General features: G+C 42.1%; 18 protein-coding genes and 5 pseudogenes. 6 read left to right on the top strand and 17 right to left on the bottom strand.

Going from position 1 to position 24,004, the window contains the following annotated elements:
* Positions 1-21: 21 nt before the first annotated feature.
* From KNO70_RS15620 to KNO70_RS15640, 5 genes are all read right to left on the bottom strand, one after another.
* On the bottom strand, positions 22-630 hold the full coding sequence (locus tag KNO70_RS15620) for a helix-turn-helix domain-containing protein (protein ID WP_214812825.1): 609 nt from the start codon (positions 628-630) through the stop codon (positions 22-24).
* Between the two features lie 204 nt (positions 631-834).
* Positions 835-1,695 carry a hypothetical protein gene (locus KNO70_RS15625; RefSeq protein WP_214689680.1) on the bottom strand — a complete coding sequence of 287 codons (861 nt, stop codon included), beginning with the start codon at positions 1,693-1,695 and terminating at the stop codon, positions 835-837.
* A gap of 1,713 nt (positions 1,696-3,408) precedes the next feature.
* Positions 3,409-3,996 (bottom strand): SCO family protein, encoded by a 588-nt coding sequence (locus KNO70_RS15630; RefSeq protein WP_214689690.1) that lies wholly within the window; start codon positions 3,994-3,996, stop codon positions 3,409-3,411.
* Positions 3,997-4,007: 11 nt separating this feature from the next.
* Positions 4,008-4,424: a disulfide oxidoreductase gene (locus KNO70_RS15635; RefSeq protein ID WP_214689674.1), complete on the bottom strand. Its 417-nt coding sequence runs from the start codon at positions 4,422-4,424 to the stop codon at positions 4,008-4,010.
* Positions 4,421-5,092, bottom strand: a complete 672-nt coding sequence (locus tag KNO70_RS15640) for a DsbA family protein (protein ID WP_214689672.1) — start codon at positions 5,090-5,092, stop codon at positions 4,421-4,423. Before KNO70_RS15640 ends, KNO70_RS15635 begins: the two co-directional genes overlap by 4 nt.
* 364 nt (positions 5,093-5,456) lie before the next feature.
* On the opposite strand from KNO70_RS15640, the pseudogene istA reads away from it, so the two are divergent.
* Positions 5,457-6,996, top strand: a pseudogene (gene istA, locus KNO70_RS15645) (IS21 family transposase).
* Entirely contained in the window at positions 6,993-7,751 is a 759-nt protein-coding gene (istB, locus tag KNO70_RS15650; RefSeq protein WP_214689670.1) for an IS21-like element helper ATPase IstB, read from the top strand. The pseudogene istA and the gene istB overlap by 4 nt, the downstream one beginning before the upstream one ends.
* Before the next feature lie 704 nt (positions 7,752-8,455).
* Here the strand turns inward: istB and KNO70_RS15655 are convergent.
* A pseudogene (locus KNO70_RS15655) lies at positions 8,456-9,211 on the bottom strand (IS3 family transposase); the annotation flags it as partial.
* On the opposite strand from KNO70_RS15655, the pseudogene KNO70_RS15660 reads away from it, so the two are divergent.
* Positions 9,203-10,327: pseudogene (locus KNO70_RS15660) on the top strand (heavy metal translocating P-type ATPase); the annotation flags it as partial. The pseudogenes KNO70_RS15655 and KNO70_RS15660 sit on opposite strands and share 9 nt — an antisense overlap.
* Positions 10,328-10,824: 497 nt before the next feature.
* On the opposite strand, the gene KNO70_RS15665 reads toward KNO70_RS15660, so the two are convergent.
* The 7 genes and pseudogenes from KNO70_RS15665 to KNO70_RS15695 form a co-directional block, all read right to left on the bottom strand.
* Entirely contained in the window at positions 10,825-11,676 is an 852-nt protein-coding gene (locus tag KNO70_RS15665; RefSeq protein ID WP_029336174.1) for a cation diffusion facilitator family transporter, read from the bottom strand.
* 212 nt (positions 11,677-11,888) lie between these two features.
* A pseudogene (locus KNO70_RS15670) lies at positions 11,889-12,782 on the bottom strand (arsenic resistance protein).
* A gap of 321 nt (positions 12,783-13,103) precedes the next feature.
* Complete coding sequence (locus tag KNO70_RS15675) at positions 13,104-13,919, bottom strand: ZIP family metal transporter (protein WP_214689668.1); 816 nt, start codon at positions 13,917-13,919, stop codon at positions 13,104-13,106.
* Positions 13,920-14,043: 124 nt separating this feature from the next.
* Positions 14,044-14,985, bottom strand: a complete 942-nt coding sequence (locus KNO70_RS15680) for a cation diffusion facilitator family transporter (protein WP_214689662.1) — start codon at positions 14,983-14,985, stop codon at positions 14,044-14,046.
* Between the two features lie 23 nt (positions 14,986-15,008).
* Positions 15,009-15,347, bottom strand: coding sequence for an ArsR/SmtB family transcription factor (locus tag KNO70_RS15685; protein ID WP_029336177.1), 339 nt, complete (start codon positions 15,345-15,347; stop codon positions 15,009-15,011).
* A gap of 420 nt (positions 15,348-15,767) precedes the next feature.
* On the bottom strand, positions 15,768-16,187 hold the full coding sequence (locus KNO70_RS15690) for a disulfide oxidoreductase (RefSeq protein ID WP_029336179.1): 420 nt from the start codon (positions 16,185-16,187) through the stop codon (positions 15,768-15,770).
* Complete coding sequence (locus KNO70_RS15695; RefSeq protein ID WP_029595508.1) at positions 16,184-16,858, bottom strand: thioredoxin domain-containing protein; 675 nt, start codon at positions 16,856-16,858, stop codon at positions 16,184-16,186. The genes KNO70_RS15690 and KNO70_RS15695 overlap by 4 nt, the downstream gene beginning before the upstream one ends.
* Before the next feature lie 384 nt (positions 16,859-17,242).
* Between KNO70_RS15695 and KNO70_RS15700 the strand changes: the two genes are divergently transcribed.
* The 3 genes from KNO70_RS15700 (at position 17,243) to KNO70_RS15710 (ending at position 21,592) form a co-directional block, all read left to right on the top strand.
* Positions 17,243-18,784 (top strand): N-acetylmuramoyl-L-alanine amidase, encoded by a 1,542-nt coding sequence (locus KNO70_RS15700; protein WP_214689660.1) that lies wholly within the window; start codon positions 17,243-17,245, stop codon positions 18,782-18,784.
* Between the two features lie 307 nt (positions 18,785-19,091).
* A complete protein-coding gene (locus KNO70_RS15705) occupies positions 19,092-20,429 on the top strand; it encodes a murein hydrolase activator EnvC family protein (protein WP_029336183.1) in 1,338 nt (445 codons plus the stop codon).
* 770 nt (positions 20,430-21,199) lie between these two features.
* Positions 21,200-21,592, top strand: a complete 393-nt coding sequence (locus KNO70_RS15710) for a FixH family protein (RefSeq protein ID WP_029336184.1) — start codon at positions 21,200-21,202, stop codon at positions 21,590-21,592.
* 378 nt (positions 21,593-21,970) lie between these two features.
* On the opposite strand, the pseudogene KNO70_RS15715 reads toward KNO70_RS15710, so the two are convergent.
* The 4 genes and pseudogenes from KNO70_RS15715 to radC all read right to left on the bottom strand — a co-directional run.
* Positions 21,971-22,099: pseudogene (locus KNO70_RS15715) on the bottom strand (ATP-binding protein); the annotation flags it as partial.
* A 191-nt stretch (positions 22,100-22,290) separates the two neighbouring features.
* Positions 22,291-22,674 (bottom strand): hypothetical protein, encoded by a 384-nt coding sequence (locus KNO70_RS15720; protein WP_214689658.1) that lies wholly within the window; start codon positions 22,672-22,674, stop codon positions 22,291-22,293.
* Positions 22,675-22,832: 158 nt separating this feature from the next.
* Complete coding sequence (locus tag KNO70_RS15725) at positions 22,833-23,048, bottom strand: hypothetical protein (protein ID WP_214689656.1); 216 nt, start codon at positions 23,046-23,048, stop codon at positions 22,833-22,835.
* Positions 23,049-23,429: 381 nt separating this feature from the next.
* Positions 23,430-24,004 (bottom strand): RadC family protein (gene radC, locus KNO70_RS15730; protein WP_371816109.1); only part of this gene is annotated, 575 nt, incomplete at its 5' end.

Consider the following 24,004-nt stretch of genomic DNA (forward strand, 5'->3'; position numbering starts at 1 on the left):
TAAGAGAATGTCTTTTTATATTCATTTACGTTTTCGATTCACTTTATCGAGCCGAATTTTCTCAATTAACGCGTGGATGATTTGCTCATCTCTTCCACCGAAATCTTTATTGAAGGGAATCCGCTCTCCTTCGAACATGAAGTAATCGAGCAGGTACGGGACTCGAGGTGTTGCGTGGCCCCACGTGTGCTCCGAGCAACGTTCCCACACCTCGGCTTCGAACTCTTTTGAATAGCGCATATGCTCGACGGCAGCCTTGACCTCCGATTTCTTCAGGACAAAATAGTCTTCAAAGACGAATTTACCGAGAAGCTCATACCACATCTCCTCGCGGACCCGTTCTTTAATCGCTTCTACATCGACTTCAACATGATACGGGGCCTCTGCTTCATTCTTGATGACATCCCTTGCTTCCCCTGTCACCGACTCCGGATGCAGCTCCCACCCTTCAGGCATCCGTTCTTTGATGAACTGTTCGAGCGCCTCCTCACTGATCCGATATCCTTTTTTACGTGACTCGAGCGGTTCTGCCTGGATCACGCCTTTTCGTACCCAGTTGCGGACCGTCTCCTTATGGCTTGTGAGCTTGTTCTTCGATAAGATTTCAAATGCCTCATCAATCGTATACATGATAAGCCTCCTTTTAACACAACGATGATTTTATTAAATAATACCATGACCATTGTATTAAAGTAAGCTGTTACTTTAATCGGTTTCAAATTGATAAGAAATTACTAAATGGATACCAAACAAAAACACCATTCCGGAGAATGGTGTACCTCTAGAAAATTGTTTTCATTTCTTAAAAAATATTTTTAATACTTATTATACTGCTTAACGAGACTTATCTCCTACTTGCGAATACGTTTGAGTAACTTTAAGTCCAGTTGACGTAGAAGCATCCCATCTCACTTTACTTGTTATTGACATATCAAATGACATTAATCCAATTCCGTTATAGCCACCGACAGTAACGTTGTATAATCCCATAGCGTTAATATCGTATCCGATTTTTTCAGCACGTGAATCAATTGCTTGCGAAGAAGCTTTGATTGCTGTCGGAAAAATACTCGACGTCCCACTAGTACTGTGCCCAGTTAATCTTAAGCCATCAGATCTTGTGGTATAGGTAGTCACAAGACCACAAGTAGAATCAGGGTACAATAACGCACGGATACTATATGCAATTTTATAAGAATATGTACCAAAACTTCGTGTTAATTGAAGACTTTGAACAATAGCTTTATTTTGAGGAGTTTTTGCCAATTCAACTAATTCGTTTGATGTCACCACTGTAATTTCTGCTCCAGTTTTAGGAAGTGTATACGTCACTTTAGAATTCCCTCCTAAATTTTCATCATCAGCGATAGAAAAAACAGAGATTTCCTCTTCTAACAATTCGTTATATTGATTAAGAACTTCTGGGCTAGTATTTTTAATTAATGTTAATTCTTCTGGAAGTAAACCTTCATTTGATGAGAGTACAGAATAACTGAAAGATTTAGAGTTGTTTATTTTAGTCAACTTTTGATTAGTTTTGCTAGCTTTTTTCTTATCCATTATTTCTTTACTTTCTTGTGAAAATTCACTCAAGCTATCAATAAAGTAGTTTACATTTTCTTCAGCGCCAACTGATGGGATAAATAGATTAGCAGAAAGTAAAGTTGCTAAAGTTAAAGTGGAAATTTTTTTCATTTTATTCCTCTGCTTTTGAGTTATAATAAGTATTAAAGAAGCAAATAGCCTCTATTTCTTTCTTACAGAATAATATTAGAACATTATTTTCTTTTAATAAACAAATTTTAGGACTTTTTTTGGATTTGATTAATAATAAATACCTTTTTTATTCATCTTTATTGCTTATATGCGTAGAATTAACAAGTAATATCCTTCTTGAAAAATTTTGTATGTTTTCAAACAGTACATTTAGCATCTTAAGTATTCCTATTGGTTCAGTTGATAATTATTTTTATCCCGGATTATTTTTATTGTTTTTGACCACGATAGGTCTGTATTTATTGCCCTTCTCATTCCTTCTTATTAAATGAGAAAAAAGCCACTATTAGTTTCACATTCTTAGTAGCAGTTATAATCTTCCCTCACATTCCATTTTAATTTTTCAGTAAGTAAATGCTGGTTAGCATTAATCTTGGCGAGTGCGTCTGCTAGTTCGTCATCACTGACCTATGAGAAGTTTAAACCCTTCGGGAAGAACTAGCGGAGAAGACTGTTGAGGTTCACATCGCTCCCCTGCTACCGTGATGAATAAGGGTCGGCGAAATAAAGTGGCATGCCAAGTGAGGACCGGATGCGCTCGTAACAGCTGAACGCCTTGCCTCAGTCCGTCGTCGCCGTCATGAATGTACCCCTCTGGGAAGACGCCATGGAACGTGTTGATCACCTCCAAAATCGAGGCCGCACTGCGGTTCGCGATTGGTAGGACGAGGTAGAACCGGTCCTTGCGCTCGATGAACGTCGCGACGCATCATGTCGTCGAGCTTCGTCTTAGCGCCACAGTTCTCTTTCGCCCTCACATAGCGTTCCTGTGCACGTTCCGATTTTTACCCGGTGTTCCGTCTGATCTCCCGCGAGACGGTCGAGGACTGCCGCCCAAGCCCCAGATAGGTCTCTATTTCCACGCGCTCGGTTGTGGTAAGATGGGTATAGCTCATGGCGACTCCTCCGTCTGAATGTTTGCGTCGTAACTTCATTCTACACTAGGCCGCCGCTATGGGCTTTTTTTGCGTTCACGTTGGGGTATTGCACTTAATTTTATAATTCATCTAATATAAATAATGGTACGATTTACAACTTCCACTTTGAAACTATTGAATTATATTTAATCACAGAATGTCATAATTTTAAAAAAAGTATATCCATCCAAATAAATATACGCACAATAGTCAGTTGTTGAAGATACACTAAAATTTACGGATGCCGCTTGATTTAGTCCGATGCTCGCGTCCCCGTTTGTGGTAATTGTATTGTTATTATAAAAATCTCCGTTCACAATCAAAAAATTCGACCATCGTTTTGTAAATGCGTGTCTCGATTTTCCGTAACAGTTGGTTCGCTGGCACGAGTTCGTCGAACGTTACTATCTCCAATTGAGTTCGGTTGGTTTTCCGATTTTGTTGATTTCCTGATCATTCGATTCTCCTACATAACTGTTTCTATGTCCCTCATTATAAAAAAGCGATGACGTTACGAAAAAAAGGATTGATGCGTGGACCGACCAAGGGCACGGCGAGACTTCCAGGGGATCAGCAAGCAAAGGGAGGTCCAGCAGCGACAATGTCTCGATGCGGCTCCCTGTTTGTCCTCAGAAAAGCGAACTGTGCCCGGTCGGGCAAATAAAAAAGACTGCAGACAATGTGATGTCTACAATCTGAGACAGCACGGGCCGTCTTAAGAGTTCTGTAAAATCTTGATGTCGTTGACGATGTCCTCGATCGGCACGTCTTGGAATCCTTGATACGCCTTGATGATTTTCCCGTCCTGATCGACGAGATAGAACCACGTCGCGTGATCCACTTGGGTGCCTTCTGACGGTTTGCGGACGAGCGCTTTGAAGTTTTGTTGCGCAAACGCCTCAATCTCTTCTTGCGAATAGCCCGTCAAGAATTGCCAATCGGCTTTCGCCAAGTCGTAATCAGCCATGAACGCTTGAATCTTGTCCGGCGTATCGACGGTCGGGTCGACGCTGAACGACACGAATTGGACGTCTTCGACGCCTTCCTCGACGAGCGCTTCATTGAGTTTCGTCATGTTGTACGTCATCGGTGGACAGACCGTCTCACAGTTTGTGAACACGAAGTCGGCCATCCATACCTTCCCTTTCAAATCATCGAGACTGACCATCTCTTCATTTTGATTCATATAATTGAACGACTCGATCTCCCAATTGAGCGGGTCTTCAATTTCATTGCTGCACGCGGCGAGCACCGCCATCAGGCTAATCAAGCCAATGAGCATCCATTTCTTCACACGTTCCATCTCCTTCATTGTCAGTTGCGTCTCACGCGCCAGACGAGGAGCGTGATCAAAGTAAATGCCGTCAAGGCAAGGAACGGGATCGTGACGAACCCGAACCAGTTGATGTATTGCACGTTGCACGGTACGCCTTGCACGCACGGCTTGATATCGGCGAAACCGGGTACTTTTTGAACCAAATAATGGTACAGTGAAATCAGACCGCCGATGATGGAGAGCGGCAATACATACTTCTTCACCGCCCGGTCGTCCGTGAACACGGCGACCCCGAGCAAGATGACGAGCGGATACATAAAGATGCGTTGAATCCAGCAGAGCTCACATGGCACGAACTCACGAATCTCGCTGAAATAAAGACTGCCGAACGTCGCCGTGAGGGCGACGAGCCAAGCGAGATACAGACCATAACGGGTCAAAAATGACTGCTTCATGGTGTGCCTTGCTCAATCAATCGCTCAATCGTCTCGTAGTCGAACGGGTCTTCGAGCATGACGCCGTTAATCATGATCGATGGCGTGAACTGGACACCGTGCTCTTTGACAAGCCCGTCATCGAGACTCACCTGTTCGAGCACCGTCGAGTTTTCACTCAAATCGTCCTCGAGCTTCGCCACGTCGACCGATGTCGTCTCGCTCGCAATCTCTGTCAACCGCTCGACCGTGACCCATGCCTCGTCGTGCTGCTGACTCGCCGGTTGCGCGTCGTAGAGCGCCTTATGGAAATCCCAGAACGCGTCCGGGTCTTGTTCATACACCGACTCTGAAGCGAGCGATGCCAAAATCGACTCTTGTCCGTGGAACAGGACGTTGATGTAGCTGAAACTGATTTTTCCGGTGTCGATATAGTCTTCCTTCAACTTCGGATAGACCGTTTCGCCCCACTGTTTACAAGACGGGCATTTATAATCCCCGAACTCCACGACCGAGACGGGTGCGTCCGCATCGCCGAGCGTCGGCTGGCCTTCCGTCGACACGTGTTCTGTCGTCGCCGGTGCCGCCGTTTCGGCTTGTTCGGTCGGTTGATTCATCAGGACGACCACGACGGCCACCAAGGCGACCGCGAAGAGCGTCGCGATGACCAATAGTTTATTCTGTTTCATTATGTCTCACCTCTATTTATATCGATTCGTCTTTCATTATAACGAAAGCGCTATCTGTTTCCACGAAATCGACCTTGTTTTTTCTCAACTTTACTTCATGTCATGGAAAAGATGACGATGACGTCGCATCAACTCGTGAACAAGCTCAGACAATCTTCATTCAAAAAAGAGTGTCTTTCCTAGTGAAATTATGTCTCGAGTTCACTATACCTAGACGATTCTTCATCCCTCTGTGAACGCTAGAATAAAATTGACAGTTTTTGCTCGATACGATTTTACACTATTGCCGAAAAATCAGAACAGAACTCCGATAGAGTAGTTGAGGCTATTTTATCTGGAGGGAATGGATTTGGAGGAAAAGTTAGTGTTACATATCAAGATTCATCAAATGTATCAGCAAAACATGAAAGTGGCTCAAATCGCACAGCACTAAAAATATCGAGACCGACGGTATATAAGTACCTGAAGATGACATATGAAGATGCCCTACATGAATTTGACGAGAAAGCCTGTTCACGAAAGAAGAAGCTCGATGCCTACCGAGACTGGATCATTGCATGGTTGGAGGAGTATCTGCATTTGAGCAGCGCACAAGTACATGACTGGTTACTTGAAAGATATCCCGACCTGTCGGTCGGATCGAGCACGGTCAGGACATACGTGAATGAAATCCGAGAAATCTATCAGATCGAAAAGAAAAGGGTCGTCCGCCATTACGAGGCCATCCCAGAACAACCGATGGGCAAGCAAATACAGGTGGACTGGGGTGAGACCAGACAACGGACTAAAGATGGAAAAATGATAAAGCTTTATTTCATCGCGTTCTTACTTACGCACTCTCGGATGAAATATGCCGAATGGAGAGAACGACCGTTCACCACCAAGGACACCATTCACTGCCACGAAAATGCGTTCCAATTTTATGGTGGGCGCCCTTCTGAAATCGTCTACGACCAGGATCACCTCATCGCAATCAACGAGAACGCAGGTGACGTCCTATTGACCAATGAGTTTCAAGCCTACGTGAACGAACGGAAGTTCAAGATTCATTTATGTCGCAGGGCCGACCCGGAGTCGAAGGGTATGATCGAGAACGTCGTGAAGTACATCAAACGGAACTTCGCGGACAGCCGAGTGTACCGGCATATCGAGGATTGGAACCACCGTTCCATGAGATGGTTGGAGAGGACTGGAAATCATAACGTCCATCAGACAACGAAAAAAAGACCAGCTGAAGTGTTCTCCGTCGAAAAACAACACTTACAACCGGTCTTATCGCTACTCTCTTTCGAAAGTATCCGTACCGAAAGTATAGCAAGGAACGTCAGCAAGGACAACACAATCCGTTATCGCTCAAACCGTTACACCGTCCCAATCGGGACCTACTCATCGGTCAAGAAGAAGGTGGTGTTCCTCGAGGTGACCGAACAGGAACGGTTATTGATTCGCGAATCTCCCGAGGGAGAAGTGATCGCAGACCACCGGGTCAGCAAAGAGAGCGGAAAACTGATTCAAAGCCGTGACCACCTTCGGGATCGTTCCAAAGGAATCGAAGAACTGAAGCAACAGGTCCTCACCTATTTCGAGGACAGAGGGGCGGCGTCCGATTATCTGGGTAGCTCTCAAAGCGTTACCCGAGATACCGACGTGACCAGTTCAACATCATTAGGGACGTCGCGACCATGTATCCTAATCACTTAACGATAGCACTGGAAAAGTGTTCGCAAGAGAGTCTGTTCAGCGCCAACGATTTCCGGGACGTGGTCCACTATCTCGCGATCCTCGCGGACGATGGGTGTGATACAAAACCCGATACCGAACGTCCGAAGAAATCCGGGATACAGGTCGCAACGAGGCCGATCCAAGCCTACACCGACATCCTGAAAGGGGTGACGGCAAAATGAGTCAAAGCGTTTCCGAGTTACAACAGGACTTTCGGCAGCTTCGTCTCGCCGAGACGGCTGACGCCCTCCCACAGATTTTGAGAGAGGCCGAAATGGCCTCCTGGACGTATATCGAATTTCTAAGTGCCATCACGAACCATGAACGCGCAAAACGAGACGCTAAAAGTTTGGAAAGACGAATGAAGTGGGCCCGATTCCCGTTCATCAAATCCCTCTCGGAGTTCAATTTAGTGGAACAGACCGCACTAACCGCCCGACAGCTGAAGCAGTTGAAACAACTCAACTGGCTCGAACAACAGTACAACCTGATCCTCTTGGGCCCTCCGGGCGTCGGAAAGACGTTTTTGGCTGTGGGGCTGGGAATCGAGGCGGTCAACCACGGGTTCAAGGTATACTTCGTCACGATGGGCGAACTCGTCCAACTATTAAAAAGTGAAGAGTTCTCAAGCAAGTCGAAGATCCAGTTAAAAAGGTTGCGAGATTCGGACCTGGTCATCATCGATGACCTGATGTACATGGCGATGGGCCAACGAGAAGCCAATCTCTTCTTCCATCTCGTCAACCACCTTTATGAGCGCAGCTCGATCATCCTGACCTCGAACAAAAGCCCCGATCAATGGGGCGAATTGATCGGGGACCAGGGCATCACGACTGCGATACTGGACCGCTTACTCCATCGCGTCGAAATCATACATAGTGATGACGACAGTCATCGGATGAGGAACCGAAAATCATTGTTTTCGGCAGAAGTGTAAAAGGCAAACGAGCAAAAAGTGTCAAAATCAACTTGACGTCTACACCCTCGCATATGACCACCCAGAAACATATCTCCACTAAAATCCTTTCTGAACAAACCCTATCCGCTTATAATGACAAAGGTCTACCTATTGTCGTTCTAAGGTTTGGTGCCATCTGTGCAGAAACGAATTCTTATGGGGTGGCGATCACATTAAACGCATGCTGAACTTCGACAATGTGACATGGGTTCACCTTGATGACTCCGTTCCTTAGGTCCATACCGATAATTTATTAGAAATGATTTACATAGTTTTATTACAAGGCATAGACGGAGAAGTCTACCACGCCATAAAACAGAATGTAGACAATCGCAATTCCCGTGTAAGATTAGCCATTGCCGCAAAAAAAGAAAATCATTGCTCCCAATTATCAAGTAAAAAGTGACCTATACATTCGATAAGATTCAAGCAATTGGATATAGACCGCGTAAAACATGCAAGCAGACGGTGGGAAAACTTCAAAAAAATCGGGAGAAGAATAAGGGTATGGTCTCATTTTTGAACACAAAAACACCATTCGCCCGATTAGTCAGGCTATTGACAAACCAAATCGCCCTTTGCGATTTGAACCGCTCCCCGTCAAGTAGACAGGGCAAATAATGAAAACCAATCTAAACGGCTTGAGACCTGTATTCGACAGGGCTCAAGCCGTTTAGTCGTTTCTAGAGTAGACCATGGTTGTAGAACGATATGTAGGTCTCGATGGCCGACGTGAGTTCGCTATAGACCTGGAACTCACGCAAGTAGTACATCTCGACTTTCAAAGTGCCCCAAAAACTCTCGATCGGGGCGTTGTCGAGACAACGACCAACTCAGGACATGTTGCCGATTAGTCCTGCGTCTTTCACCATACGTTTGAACCCTCTCGAGGTATATTGGAGCCCTCGGTCACTATGGATCATCGGACGCGCTCCTGGACGGAGCCCCGCGATGGCTGGCATCATCGTCTGGAAGACGATCCCGTTGTTGTTGGACCTTCCGATACGATAGGCGACGATCGATCCGTCGTACAGGTCGATGATCGCGCTCAGATACGCCTTCTTCCCGGTACCATATTTGAACTCGGTGACGTCGGTGCACCATTTCTCGTCCGGCCGAGACGCACCGAATTCTCGGTTCATCAGGTTCTCGGCCACATGCTGTGGCATCGACTTCTTATGTCTCTTCCGCTTCCCGCGGATGATCGATTGGATCCCATGGATATGCATCAGGCGATAGACTTGCTTTTCATTGAACGTGGACAGACCTTGTTGCCTGCGTAGCCGATTGATTGTCATCGTGACCCGACGGTAGCCGTATGTACGGTTCGCCTGGTCATAGAGTAGACGAATGTCCTCCAGGAGCTTCTCGTTCTCTTCTTGACGCACCGATACGGTGCGGTTCAACCATTTGTAATAGGCCGCACGTGAGATGCCAGCTGGGAAACCTGGGTCTATCAAGGATTGGCGGTTCTAATAGTGGGTTGCCCGTGTGCCTTAGTCATTTCGACGCCGATTTCGATTGTTTCCGCCATCGGTAATGCTGCCAAAAAAGGGGTCTTGATTAAAGGCGGCGTATACCTGGAAGAAATGGGCGCGCTGAAAGCTATTGCATTTGACAAAACCGGTACCCTGACCAAAGGTGTACCTGTCGTCACAGACTTTAAAATCACGAACAAGCAGGTAAACGAGAGAGAACTGCTTTCTATCGTGACGGCATTGGAATATCGTTCTCAGCATCCGTTGGCCTCTGCCATCATGAAAAAAGCGGACGAGGAAAACATACCTTACACCTCTATCAGAGTTGAGGACTTCTCTTCCATCACAGGAAAAGGCATTAAAGGAACGATAGACGGCACCACCTACTTTATCGGAAGCCCGCTTCTCTTTAACGAGCTAGGTGTTGAAAGTATTGATAATAATCTGGACCAAACCGTAACGGCTCTGCAACAGCAAGGTAAGACTTCGATGATTATCGGAACGAAACAAAGCATATTGGCGGTTATCGCCGTAGCCGACGAAGTCCGGGAATCCAGCAAAGAAATCATCCGGAAACTACATGATATGGGTATTAAAAAGACAATTATGCTGACGGGTGACAACAAAGGGACAGGCAAAGCTATCGGCCAGCAAGTTGGCGTCAACGAAATCCAGGCAGAATTGATGCCAGAGGATAAATTAAATGTCATTAAACGCTTGCGAGCTGAGTACGACAATGTCGCGATGGTCGGGGACGGCGTAAATGACGCTCCGGCACTCGCTGCCTCTACTGTTGGAATTGCCATGGGTGGTGCTGGAACGGATACCGCTTTGGAAACAGCAGATGTCGCCCTGATGGGCGACGATTTGAGCAAACTACCGTTTACGATAAAATTGAGCCGAAAATCCCTAAATATTATCAAAGTGAACATCGCGTTCGCTATCAGTATCAAAGCGATTGCATTACTCTTGGTCATCCCGGGCTGGCTCACCCTATGGATAGCTATTATGTCCGATATGGGGGCAACTCTTCTGGTAGCACTGAACAGTTTAAGACTGATGAATGTCAAAGAATAAAAAAACAAAAATATTCATTTTTATATCCTCGAATTTGTACTGGGTATGATAAAAATAAATGATCTCTGTTTTTTAAGACGGCTTTAAGATGACTTCGGTATTGTTCCCGAGTCATCTTTTTAGGTTTCATTGTCAGCTTTTTTATCATCAGACAGTTTTAATCGAGGCCGAACCTTATTCATTGACCGGAATATTCTCCGAAGTATGGAAAGAAAATCCGGTCGATAGGTCTACTAAACTATGACAATTAAATCTAAATATTTGAACGTTCGTTTTGGAATCATTCATTCATTCGAATACATCCTATTTTAAGAGACGAAATTTCGATAGTGTTCAAAAAAAAAACGAATGAGGGGGTTTCTAAATATACCCTCATTCGATATTCAGTTTCCTTGCACGTAGAAAAGTATTTATTGGTATCAGACGGTATGAAGTATAGAATTTTTACTCATATGTCGAACCTCAGTGTGGATTTGGTGCAAGGATGACTTATTTCTTTAGTTGTGTTTTTTTGATTCTAACTCTATTGTAGAATGTTTAATATCTAGTTTTGAAGTCACTTCTTTGACTTTTTGTTTAACAATAGTTGAATCCTTTAGATTCATCTCTTCTACTATTAAGTGTAAATTCATGGCGTTATCTTCGCCATCAATTGACCAGACATATAGGTTTTGAACAGAAATCACTTCTTCAATACCTTCAATCTTTTGCTTCACCTCATCGATGTCAATACCATCAGGGACAGCACCTAAAAGTATTTTCATTGTTTTAACTAAATTACGAAACACATTCACTAATATAAACAACGCAATAGCAATTGATAGGATGGGGTCAAGTATATGTATATCCTTGAAGAGTAAAACTATCCCTACTACAAGAACGGCAATCCAACCTAAAACATCTTCTAAAAGGTGCCAAGATAGTACTCCCTCATTTACTGATTTTCCTTTGTGTAGACGGAATGCCGCAAAACCATTTAAAAGCACACCAAAAATTGCAAACCAAATCATTCCTTGTGCATTAGAATGCTCCGGTTCAAACAGTAGAGGAATTGCTTGAGTAAAAATATATACAGATCCAATTATTAATATTGTCGCATTTATTAATGCTCCTAAAAGGGAAAAACGATTATATCCAAAAGTGAAGTTATGATCGGGTTTTTTGTTCGAAAATTTTTGTAAGAACCAGGACAGGCCCAATGCAAGAGCATCACCTAAATCGTGAATGGCGTCCGACATGATTGCAACACTATTAATCAAAAATCCCCCGATAAATTCACCAATCGAGAAAACAAGATTAATTATAAATGCTAGTTTGATATTTTTTGATGCCTTATCAGTACTCGCCATTGTTCGATCTCTCCTCACTTGGTAGTCCATCCTTAAAAAGGTTAGTTGTTAGAATAATACTGGTCTCTAGCGTTCTGCAATATAATAAATTTCTTTGCCTATTGATTGTAAACAACGCATACTTGAGAACTTAAGCGCAGTTCTTAATATTTTAATAAACAATCGAAGGACGTAATTTTTGAAAGCGAAATTAAATACATGTATCTAATTTGTTAGAACCATTTAGGCACTAATTTTATATATAAGACTTCTCCGAACAATTCGGTAACGGTCTGTAAAATGATCACTACAGCTACTTGTGTTGATAGGGGCTCTGGTAATATAGATGCTAATGGAAGAACTACAAGTGAATTCCTTGTTCCCATACTAAATGTAATTGCTCTTCTTGAAGCAATATCTAGTTTGAACAACTTACCAAGGGACTTTGACACCCATGGTATGATAAGTAGAAATAAAATATAAACTGGTATTACATCTATTAATGTCCCGAGGTCACTATACACTTCCCTAATTTGAGAGGCAACTACCACAAAAAGTACAAAAGACATAAATGGAACGGGAATCCATGGCGGCATTTTCATGATACGATTACCTAAAGAACTCTTTTTAGAACACAATTGTGTCATTATCGCTAATAGAAGCGGTATAAAAATCAAAAATAGAAATGCATCTAGAAATGGACCCATCCTAACGATACTAATAGCCTTTTCTCCTAATAATACGAATAAATATATGGGTAAGAGTATCGTCTGTAAAATTAAAAGAATCGGTGTTACTTTTAACAATATTGATTCGTTTCCCTTTCCCATCTTTGTAAAAACAATCACATAGTCGATGCACGGTGTTAACAACACCAAATACACCCCCAGCATCAGTGATGAATCTTGAAGAAATATGATAACCAAAACCTAAACTATTAAAGGAACGGCAACAAAATTTCCTAATAAAAGAGCTACCACAAACCTCATGTTTGTAGCAGATCCATTCGATTTCAGAAACGGAATTTGAACGAACATCCCATACATCAAAACTCCTAAAAGGGGAGAAATAAAAATATCGAGATATACAGCTTCTGTATTCAATAGACCAAAGATTACTGCCAACATCAAAAAAATGATGTATATACTGACTTGGTGGGCTTCCACCTTCTCTAGCACTTGAATTCCGAATTTGCTTTCCTTCTCTATCAAAATCACCCCCAAAATTTTCAGGAAATTTCAGAATGAAATAGATAACTCCACGATTTTAATTGCCAGGGCAAGAGGTTTTATATTTTTTCTTCTAGTATTTTTATTTATCCAACAGTAAAAATACCGACTGAAAGTAAATATAATTAAGGCTCATTATTTACACTTCCGAATATAGTTAGTATCTTGAATATATATCAGTCAAAAAATAAAGTGATAACCATTAAAAAAATAATTATTTTAGCCTAAAGCCACATCTAAAATCATCATGATTGTAAAGCCAAACATTAAACAAACAGAAGCCAAGTCCTTGTTTCCATTTTCTTGAGATCCTGGGACTACCTCCTCCACTACAACAAAAATCATTGCTCCTGCAGCAAAGCTTAGCGCAAACGGAAGTAAAGGCTCCATTATGAGTACTGCTACTACTCCTACCAACGCCGCGAACGGTTCAACCATACCAGATAACTGGCCATAGAAAAAACTTTTACGACGAGATAATCCATCTCGTCTCAATGGCATTGACACAGCAGCACCCTCAGGGAAATTTTGTATGCCGATTCCGATTGCCAGCGCGATAGCTCCCGTGATTGATGATGAAGGGAATCCTGCTGCAACTGCTCCAAATGCAACGCCTATGGCAAGTCCCTCTGGAATATTATGCAATGTTATTGCTAACACCAGTAACGTGCTCCGCCTTCTCTTCTTAGGGTTTATACCCTCAGCCTCATCCATCGGTGAAGTGGGATGCAGATGTGGAATCACTTTATCAACACCTGATAAAAAGAATCCTCCAAGTAAGAAACCGATTGCAGCTGGTAACCACGCCGGAAGAGAATCTTGTTCCGCCATCTCAATTGCAGGTGAGAGTAATGACCAAAAACTAGCGGCAATCATTACTCCTCCAGCAAAACCGAGCATCCCATCCATTAGCTTTTGATTCATTGATTTTGTCATAAACACTAACGCGGCACCAAGCGCCGTCATCCCCCAAGTGAATAAAGTACCCAGCAATGCTTGAGTAAGGGGTTCTAACGAAGAAATATATTCAATCATCTATCAAAACTCCGTTGCCAAAAATCGAGTTTCTATACATGCTCAAAATTAAGTAACTATTATCCAAAATCAGCATTGCTGTCTCCTCCTCTTGATTGTCAATCCTACTCAACAGGTGATTTTTTTAATGTTGATGTACTACTTCCCCTACCTTCAGTTTGCAAAGCAATTCATCGCTGTGAGGATGAGAAAGAGTTTCGAATTGAATCGTAGAGTGTTGAACGTTCAGATGTGCTAAATCGTGTTCAATTTCTTGAAGTAGATTCTCACTGTCATAGATTTGTAAATTACCATCAACGACAACATGACATGAGAGTGCATTCATTCCACTTGTGATACTCCAAAGATGAAAGTCGTGTATACTCCGTACCCCCTCCTTGTTGTGAATGACTTGAAGAACCTTTTCGACATCAACGTTTTGTGGTGCACCTTCCATTAATACGTTCAATCCGGATTTCGTCACGAAATAACCACTTCGTAAAACAAGTCCCGATACAATGATTCCTGCGAGCGGATCTGCCCAGTTCCATCCAAATGCCATGATAAGAAGCGCTGCCAGTATTGCACCGACTGAACCCAACGTATCGCTTACAACATGTAGATAAGCACCTCGCATATTCAAATTATGTTCTACGTCTGCACCTCTTAACATAATCCATCCAACAAGAAGGTTTATAGCAAGGCCAATACTGCTAACAATTAACATTCCTACGGATGCGACCTCAGGTGGTTGAATAAATCGATTGATGGCCTCATAAAAGATATATATGGAAATCAGTATGAGTGTGACCCCGTTTAAAACAGCTGCTAGAATCTCGAAGCGTCTATATCCGAACGTTTTACGATTGTTCGCTATTTGTTCACCTAATTTAAAGGCAAGTAATGCAATAGCGAGCGAAGCCGCATCACTAAGCATGTGACCTGCGTCCGCTAAAAGTGCTAAGCTATTTGTAAGGTACCCTCCAATCGCCTCTACAACCATGTATGCCGAAATAATAAAGAATGAAATGATCAAAATCTTTTTGTTAGAGGTATGAGAATGATCATGTGCATGATTATGTGCCATAAGATTAACTCTCCTTACTATATTTAGTGGTGTTTCGCATGCTCAATCGCCTGTCTTAGTAAGTTCATGACATGGTGATCATCTTCTGAATAAAATAGAGTAGTTCCTTCTCTTCTAAACTTGACAAGTCGAAGATTTTTTAAAAAACGTAGCTGATGAGACACGTTTGATTGACTTAAGTTAAGAAGATCAGCTATTCCGTTGACCGAATGTTCCTTTGTGCATAGCAGGGTTAATATTTTAATTCTTGTCGGGTCACTAAGTGCCTTGAACGTCTGAGATACAATAAATAGAGTCTCATCGTCAATCTGCGCCCCTATTTCTATTTCATTTTCTGTAGTATCTTCAATCGGTTCATCCATAAGTCAGTACCTCCGCTCATGATAACTATACATGTTCATATGTTCATATATAACCTATTAGACTTTTGCTGTGCCGTCAACACTTAATTTAAAAAACATTTATTCTATCAGCTCTACATACTTGAAGATTTGAGATACTTTCTCTGGTTTTGCGATTATTTCTTATTTTTAGCCATACAAAAACTACCTATTAGAGAGCTAGTTAGATCTCATACTCGATAGGTAGTCACGCTTTTTCAAAAAATCAATATAGTACACTAACGTTTTAAGAAAACGTCAATTGAATTATTTACTGGGTATTGTCTAATCTATTTTCCAACTTCAAAAAGCTTTTCATGTTTTTCTAAATCAAAGCTGTTTTTTAGTAAGCATACCAATTTGATACAATTAGTTCTTCATTTTTCAAATCCAAATCAAAAACTACTGTTTGGTACTGATTCGTCCAAGAATGACTGTAATCAGAAAAAAGGCGGTCAACGCTAAAAACGGAATTGTGATAAAACCCATCCAGTCAATGTACTGTGCATTACAGGAAACTCCTTGTTCACATGGTCTGACTTCCGAAAAGCCGGGCACCTTTTGTACAAGATAGTGGTAAAAAGAGATACAGAATCCGATTATTGATAAAGGGAGAACATAAAATTTGATTGAGCTATCTTCTCTGAAAACTGCAATTGCAAGAATCAAAGCTATTGGGTACATAAAGATACGTTGAATCCAACAGAGTTCACAAGGTATAAAACCACGAATTTCGCTAAAATATAGACTTCCAAGTACTGCAGTAATTGAAACAACCCAGGCGAGGTACAGTCCATATCGGTTTATTACTGAAGCGCTCATTGGGTTAGCTCCTTTTCAATTTGTTTTTTTATAGAGGTATAGTCGAATGGATTTTCAAGGATGACCCCATTAACTGCAATCGTCGGGGTCAGTGTAACATTGTATTTTTCTACGAGCGCCGCATCCATTTTAACTGATTCTAATCTAGAAGAACGACTTGATAGGTCTTCTCTAAATTTATTTAAATCTAGAGAAGGGACAGTCTTCGTCGCAATCTCTTCCATTTTCTCCACCGTAACCCATGGATTATCGTGTATTTGCACGTCAGGTTGAGCTTCATAAATAGCTTTGTGAAATTGCCAAAATGATTCTGGGTGATTTTTGTAAACAGATTCTGATGCAAGGGCAGCTAAAGTGGACTCATCTCCGTGAAACAAAACATTAATGTAACTAAAGGAAGCTTTCCCACTTTCAATGTAATCTTTTACAAGTTGAGGATAGATTGTTTCACCCCACTCTTTACACGAAGGGCATTTATAGTCTCCGAATTCTACAATTGATATCGGCGCTTCCTTTTTACCTATTGTAGGTTGATTATTAACTGATATCTTTTCATCTTGAACAATTTTAGTCTTTGATTTTTCGGAACTTTGATCATTTAAAAATAAAAAAGCTAAGACTGCAATTACTAATACGGATGTAAAAATAGTCAATAGTTGATTAGTTTTCAAAACAATTCACCTCTTTTATAAATTCGTTATTTCTTTTATCAGAATTATAGCTAAAAATACTAGAGTATCCTTAGTTTTTCAACATTGAATCCATGGACTTCTAAAAACGAAATCTATGAGTCAAACAAGTTACATTCTAACACATTCATGCAACTAAACTTTTATGCAGATGAAAGGAGGGCCAATTTATTTCTTAAAATACGTCTATTCCCCTTAATAATAGTGCATTTTAAAACAGGGCAAGAAAACTTTTAACTGTAGATAGACGAAAGCCAATAATCGTTGCATAGAATGACTAATATTTAAAGGATAAGTACCATACAGATAGTAAAAAACCATTCATGGGTCTTTACAACCAAAAAAACTACATATGAGGAGTCTATTATGAAGTCTAAACATAAATTTCGAATAAGCTTAGTAATTTCCTTGGCTTTATTAACTTCTTTTTTCTATCCCTTTAAGCTTTTAACTAGTGTTAACGTCCTAAACGTCGTACATGCAGAGGAATCTCTATTCATAACAACTGAAAATTTGAATTTGCGTTCCTCGTTCTCTTCAAAAAGCAAAGTCCTTTTGACGATTCCAAAAGGAAAAACCATTAAGAAGATAGGTGTATATGGAGAAGATAAATCCTGGTTTAAAGTTTCATTTAATTCAAAAATCGGTTATGTCTCAACGAAGTACGTGACGCCAAAACCTATACCTAAAAATTCAGTCAGTTCAATAAACACAATATATAAAACTAAAACTTCACTAAATCTGCGTAAGGGCCCATCTGTCAAATCACCCGTTTTAATGACTATCCCAAAGTCCAGCCCACTAATGTACCATGCTGCCTCAGGCCCTTGGTATAAAGTATCATACAATGGGACTCAAGGCTATGTGGCAAGTCAGTATGTAACCATATCGCCCTCGGCTATGAAGTCACGAAGTAAGCAAACGACCGAGATTCGCTCAAGCATGTCTTTAGTGAACTCAAAGGTCCTTATTACGATTCCAGCATCTACTGAAGTGACTGTACTAGGAAAATCGGGCACAACGGGTTCTTGGTTAAAAGTTATGTATAACGGTATTACAGGATTCACACCTGCTCGACATTATATAGTGCAAGTGGCACCGGGGGATTCTTTATCCACTTATCCAACATATATTACTATCGAAAATCTTAATTTACGTAACCAAGCGAGTCGTTACGGATCTATTTTGACAACAATTCCCTCAGGCACTTCGATTTCTGTCATATCGAAAAGCGCCAGTTGGTACAAGGTGCGATATAACAATCAAGTCGGTTACGTATCATCTGGTTTTGTGCAACCATTTACCGGAAAAACTCCTATAAAATCACCGGTGATTCCAGCTAACAAACACGTGATTTTAATTGACGCTGGACACGGTGGGGGAGATGCTGGTGCAGTGACTTCAAACGGTACAGTTCAAGAAAAAGTACTCACCCTAAACATTGCTAATCGTGTGGCCGACGAACTAAAGAAAAACTATGAGCTTTATGAAGTGAAACTAACGCGCTCAAATGATAGATACTTGTCACTTGTTGAGCGGACCAATCTATCAGAAAGGCTTGATGCTGACGCTTTCATAAGCGTCCACATTAATTCTTCACCTTCTTTCGCTACAGGTCATGAAGCACTCGTCCCTACTTCTAGCGCGTACACCACAAATCCATATGCGAACGCTAGCCGCAGATTAGGTGAAGTAATTAATCAAGAAATCGCCATGAACGTTCCAGATTTAAAAAATCGAGGCGTTAAGCGACAAGATGTCTATGTGGTAGGAAGAAACACGGTACCTTCTACTCTCATCGAATATGGCTTTATTGCTAACTCAGTAGATCGCTCCTATATGTCGGGAAGTAACATGATCAAAGCAACCGCCAAAGGAATTGATAAATTTATGAAGAGTTACTACTAAATAAACACCAAACAAATACTAACAAACGATTTGACCACTGAATTTGAGACAAAATGTCCTAAATTCAGTGGTCATCATTCATTTCCTCATCAAAATGGCATTATAAGTATTTCTCTTGATATACTCGAATGACAATAAACTCAAAAGAACAACTGACATAGAAATGAAAAGAAATAGAAATATAGATGGTGAAGTAATATTGATACAATGATTCCGGTTCGAGTTTTAATCATGATACGAATACTTTTATCCAGCAACGCATTTTTTATAATAGAGATAAGTTACGGAGGCAACAACATTGTTTACCATGAAAAAAATTATAGCTTCAACTTTACTTGGTGTTATGTTAGTTCAAAGCGCATCCCCTTCTTACGCTTTAAACTTGACTGAAAAACAAAAAAATATCCAGCAGAAGCAAGCGCAAAATTCTACAGAGCAACGTAAAGCTAATACGTCAATTCAGCAGCGTGAACAAGATATCACACTCGAAGAACAGAAACTGAATGACTTGGAATCCGAGTTACAGGATATTATCAATGAGGTCACCCAGAAGAAGGCTGAAATTCGGACAACCCAAAAGAAAATTGCTCAGATTCAAACTCAAATTAAAGAATTCCAGAAAAAAATGAGCTCTCAAAAGACATTGATGGAAGAACGCATGGTCACGATGCAAAAAAACGGTGGTTCTTCTATAAACTGGGCTGAATTTATTTTTGGTTCAAAAGACTTTGGTGATCTGGTTTCACGCATGATCACCGCAGGGACGATTCAAGAAAATGATCAAGAACTTTTCAAAGAATATCAATCAACAAAAAATAAGCTTCAAATTGCTAAAGCTGAATTGGACACTGAAAAAGATAAGCTTATTAGTCAAAAAGAAGAGCTAGAGAATAGTCAGAAAAAATTGAACGGCAAAATTAAAGTGCGGGCTGCTCAAATAAAAAAATTAGAGGCCGAAAAAATCCAGTTCACATCTAAATTGGTAAGCTTGCAACAAATGGAATCGACGCTTCAAGAACAAGAAAAATCAATTCAAGCAGAGATTGAAGCCCAAAGGCTTGAAGAACAAGCTAAAATTCGTACCAAAGAGGCTGCGCGTAAAGCTGCAGAAGCAAAAAGTGCCGAAAAAAATGAAATCAGCGAGAATAAAGCCTCTCTCGAAAAATCACCAAACTCTGAGAAAGTGGTAAACACTTCAAAGACTACGGATTCACTCGCTTCTCCAACAAGTGGCGGAGTTTTTCAACGTCCAACCTCAGGTATCGTAACCCAAGGATGGGGTCCAGCAGGCGGGGCCAATGGCTACAGCTTCCATAATGCACTAGATACAGCTGGACCAGTAGGAACTCCTATTATGGCTGCTCAAACAGGAACTGTAACTCGAGCAGGCTGGGGTGGACCTTATGGAAATCATGTCATCATTACGCATGTCATAGGCGGTCAAGTTTGGACTACCCTTTATGCTCACATGAGCTCATTGTCCGTTTCCGCCGGACAACGTGTGACCCGAGGACAGAACATCGGTGCGATGGGGAGTACCGGAAATTCGACCGGTTCTCATTTACACTTTGAAGTCCATCGAGGAAACTATTCGTACTCAGCTACAAGTGCAGGGAATACAGTCAACCCATCCCAATTTTTCTGAATTTCAGAGGCGAAATTGTTTAACACTATATAATTACTTCAGTAAATCACTTAATATTTAGACCACAGAATATTAGATGCCCCGTAAAAGTTGGACCTGATAATCTAATTTTTATGGGGCGATTTTTATGTCCGAAAGCTTTTAAAGTCTCGGTGACCAAACGCTAACTGACTCGCAAGAAAAACTTCAGAAAGTTAGGATGAGCTTTCGTTCGTGCCCCCACCCCCCTACGAGTGCCTGGGGAATACAATCTCAGGTGCGACATACACATTCACTATGTAGATATTAAAAACGATATGGATGGGTAGACAATCTTTAATCGATTCAATCTTGAAGTACAGACTCTTCTCTCCTTTGATGACCTTCAACTGGCAATATACGTCGAGACGAACCTTAGGTTACTAAGGCCGTGTCTAACGGTCGATGAGAAATTTACGGATATGAAGGTCCAAATTCAAACCTAGGTTGTCGAAGTCACCAGATGATCTATTTCATGATCCAACTTTTTGGATTAAGTTCAATTAATATCTTTTGAACTTAATATATAAAATTGAACTTAATATATAAAATGTACATTTCTTTATTTTTTATATAGAAAAGTAAACCAATCGAGCATACGACGCTCTATAAAGTCTTGAACCTTAAAAGTGACATGGGGTCTATGCTCGATAGCTAATAAGATTGCATGATCAGGTCACTTTTAATGTAATAATCAATACATCACATTTTCGTGTATGTTAATATTAAATCGTTTAAAGGAGAGAAAAAAGATGGCAAGGTTTTTTTCACTGTTGATTGTTTTGTTAGTATTATCTGGTTGTGGAAGTACAGTAAGCAATAATGGACCTGAAGTGATTCCAGAATTAATTGATGTACAATTTAAAACAGATCCTGAAATAGTAAAAGCAAACGAAGTTATTGAACTTATAGCAACTGTTTCTCAAGGAAACGAGAAAGTAGACGATGCGGATAAAGTTGAATTCGAGATATGGAAAGAAGGCCAAGAGGAAAGCCAACACGAAAAAATTGAAGCCAATTATCAACAAGACGGACTGTATGTAATTTCTTATATTTTTGAAGAGCCCGGTAAATACTTTATATATTCACATACGACAGCAAGAAGCTATCATTCTATGCCCAAAAACGAAATATTAGTAAAATAATAAATTTTAATTATTACAATTAATAATATAGACGAGCTAATCCATGATGAAAAAACTCGTTTTTATTGAATCGCGCGACAACATCAACCTTGTGATATATGCTCGAAAAATACCAATTTTATGATATATCCTTTCCGCTCCAATGTCTGATACGTCCATTCCGTCGCTCCACCTTGGAAACTACCATCAGTTGTATGCTTATATGTAGGAATATAAACGCGAGTCAAATAGAGTCACATTGCTCAAACGCATCCTCAAAAACTCGAAGGATGCGTTTTTTGTCCTGCTGAGTATTGCGGATACAGAGAGCCACTAGTGCGGACGACTGAGCGAGTCAATATGAAGAAAAAGGCCATCGACTCATCGATGGCCAAGATCTTAGCTTATCCCTAGCCCGTGGTGTTCCCTCATTGAGGTTTCGCCATCGACCAGGATTTTATAGGAGTCGTGTACGATCCTGTCGAGAATTGCGTCCGCGATTTGGGCCTGTCCTAGATTCGAATGCCACTCCGCGTGGCGTTAGACGCGCCCACGCTCTTGCTTTTGACGTTGCCCTTACGCTCCGTGCCTCCCGTTAGAAAGGGCCAGGAACATAGAGATGCGTTTTAAAGCAGCTCTTGTTATCGGGCCGTCAGGGAGGCAGCGGTGCGATGAGCGACTTCGCCTCCTGGCGTTAGACGCTCACGCATGAGCCCGGATCACCATTCCTTCTCCCATGCCCCGTCTTCAGACACGCCCCAATCTTTGAACCGATACTTGATGAGCCAATGGACATGCATCACTTCATATTCGAATACACCCTTGGATAGCTCTGAGACGACGAAGCTGACTTCTCCATCCGCCACCACCCATGTCCCGTATAGATACACTTTCTTGATCGGACGCTCTTCTGCATCCAGATAGATCAGCACCCGGAAGTAAGGCGAGTTCCGTCCGTCATCGAACCGGACGACCTTCTCGACGCAATGTTCCCTGTCGACGACACGCATCCATTCGGGATGTTCCATCAGTTCCGAGAACACCGTCCGGACGAACGGATCCAATCCAGCGAACGCATAGTCATCAAGCAGCCCCTCATCCATCACGTCTCCCCCCTTCCGCTTCGCTATAGAACGATTCCCCGTCCAGAGCCAGTTCAGTCCTTGTTCATGAAACTACAGAAATGACGACTTTAAAAAATGTATACATGTATACGCGTATACAAATCTACATGTATACATGTATACAAATATTTTTGTTCTTATGTACGACGATTCCGTCGAATCATATTGGTATTGAAAAAGACGGTGAGGTGGGTCAAGCGTTCTCCTTCCTTCACATCACAAAGAAGATCCATGCTCACAAGTTTTAAGTCGTCAAAATCTTCTTGGAGCCGGTCAGGAAGGCGTCGAAGTAATACCTCCGTCATCTCGTCCATCGTCTGTTGATCTAGTTGGTAGCTGTCCTCCTGAATCATCCTCTCCTGTTGATAGCCTCATGATACCTCGCATCCACGTAAGCAACATCTCAGGATATTTCACGTAAGCCCTGGTGTTGTTTCAAACAAGCCCTAGGGCTTGTTTAGAAAACATGCTCATTTTCAATAAACAAACCGTGTTTTCACTTCTGTCATTTCATCAAATAGTCTTCTTACGAGACAGACCAAAACAACGTCCAACCTTCACACACGAACCATCGCGTTTTCGTCATGCGAAAACGACCCTTTTCCGGATCCCGCTCTATGGATCCAGGCGAGAGCAACGCGAGTCGCCCATCCAGTCAAAGAAAAACGTACGTTTTTCTTCCTTGTCCTTACCGGACGGACCGGGACCGGTCCCCCGGCCCCACTCCATTCCGTTCAACCCATGTAACCTCGCTGTTTCATGCTGACGTACGACTCGGCCGCTCCGAGGATGAGATGGTCGAGCACCGGGATGCCGATGAGGTCCCCCGCCTCATGTAACCGTTCGGAGACGAGGATGTCCTCCCGGCTCGGCGTCGGGTCCCCGCTCGGGTGCTGATGACAGACGATGAGGCACGAGGCGTTGTTCAAGATGGCGCATTTGAAGACCTCCCGTGGGTGGACGACACTCGAGTTGACGCTCCCGACGTGTGCCCGGTGGACGCCGATGACCCGGTTCTTTGTGTTGAGCATGATGACGAGGAACACTTCACGGTCGTCGTCCCCGATGAACGAGGAACCGATTTGTCGGGCACTGTCCGGTGATTGGATGATGGCGTGCTCGAGAGCGACCATCTCCTCGCGAATCTCTTGTTTGATACGAATGACCTCGATGATGGATGTAAGTTCCATGATGGTTTGTCCCCTTTCGGATAAGCCGAGCTCAGAACGAACACCGTTGTGCGTCCTGTTGACGGGAACGAAGCGAGCGTCGGGAGACGGTGCAAGGGCGACCGCAGGGAGAGCCTCAA

Source organism: Exiguobacterium sp. s181 (assembly GCF_018617125.1).
GTDB lineage: Bacteria > Bacillota > Bacilli > Exiguobacteriales > Exiguobacteriaceae > Exiguobacterium > Exiguobacterium profundum.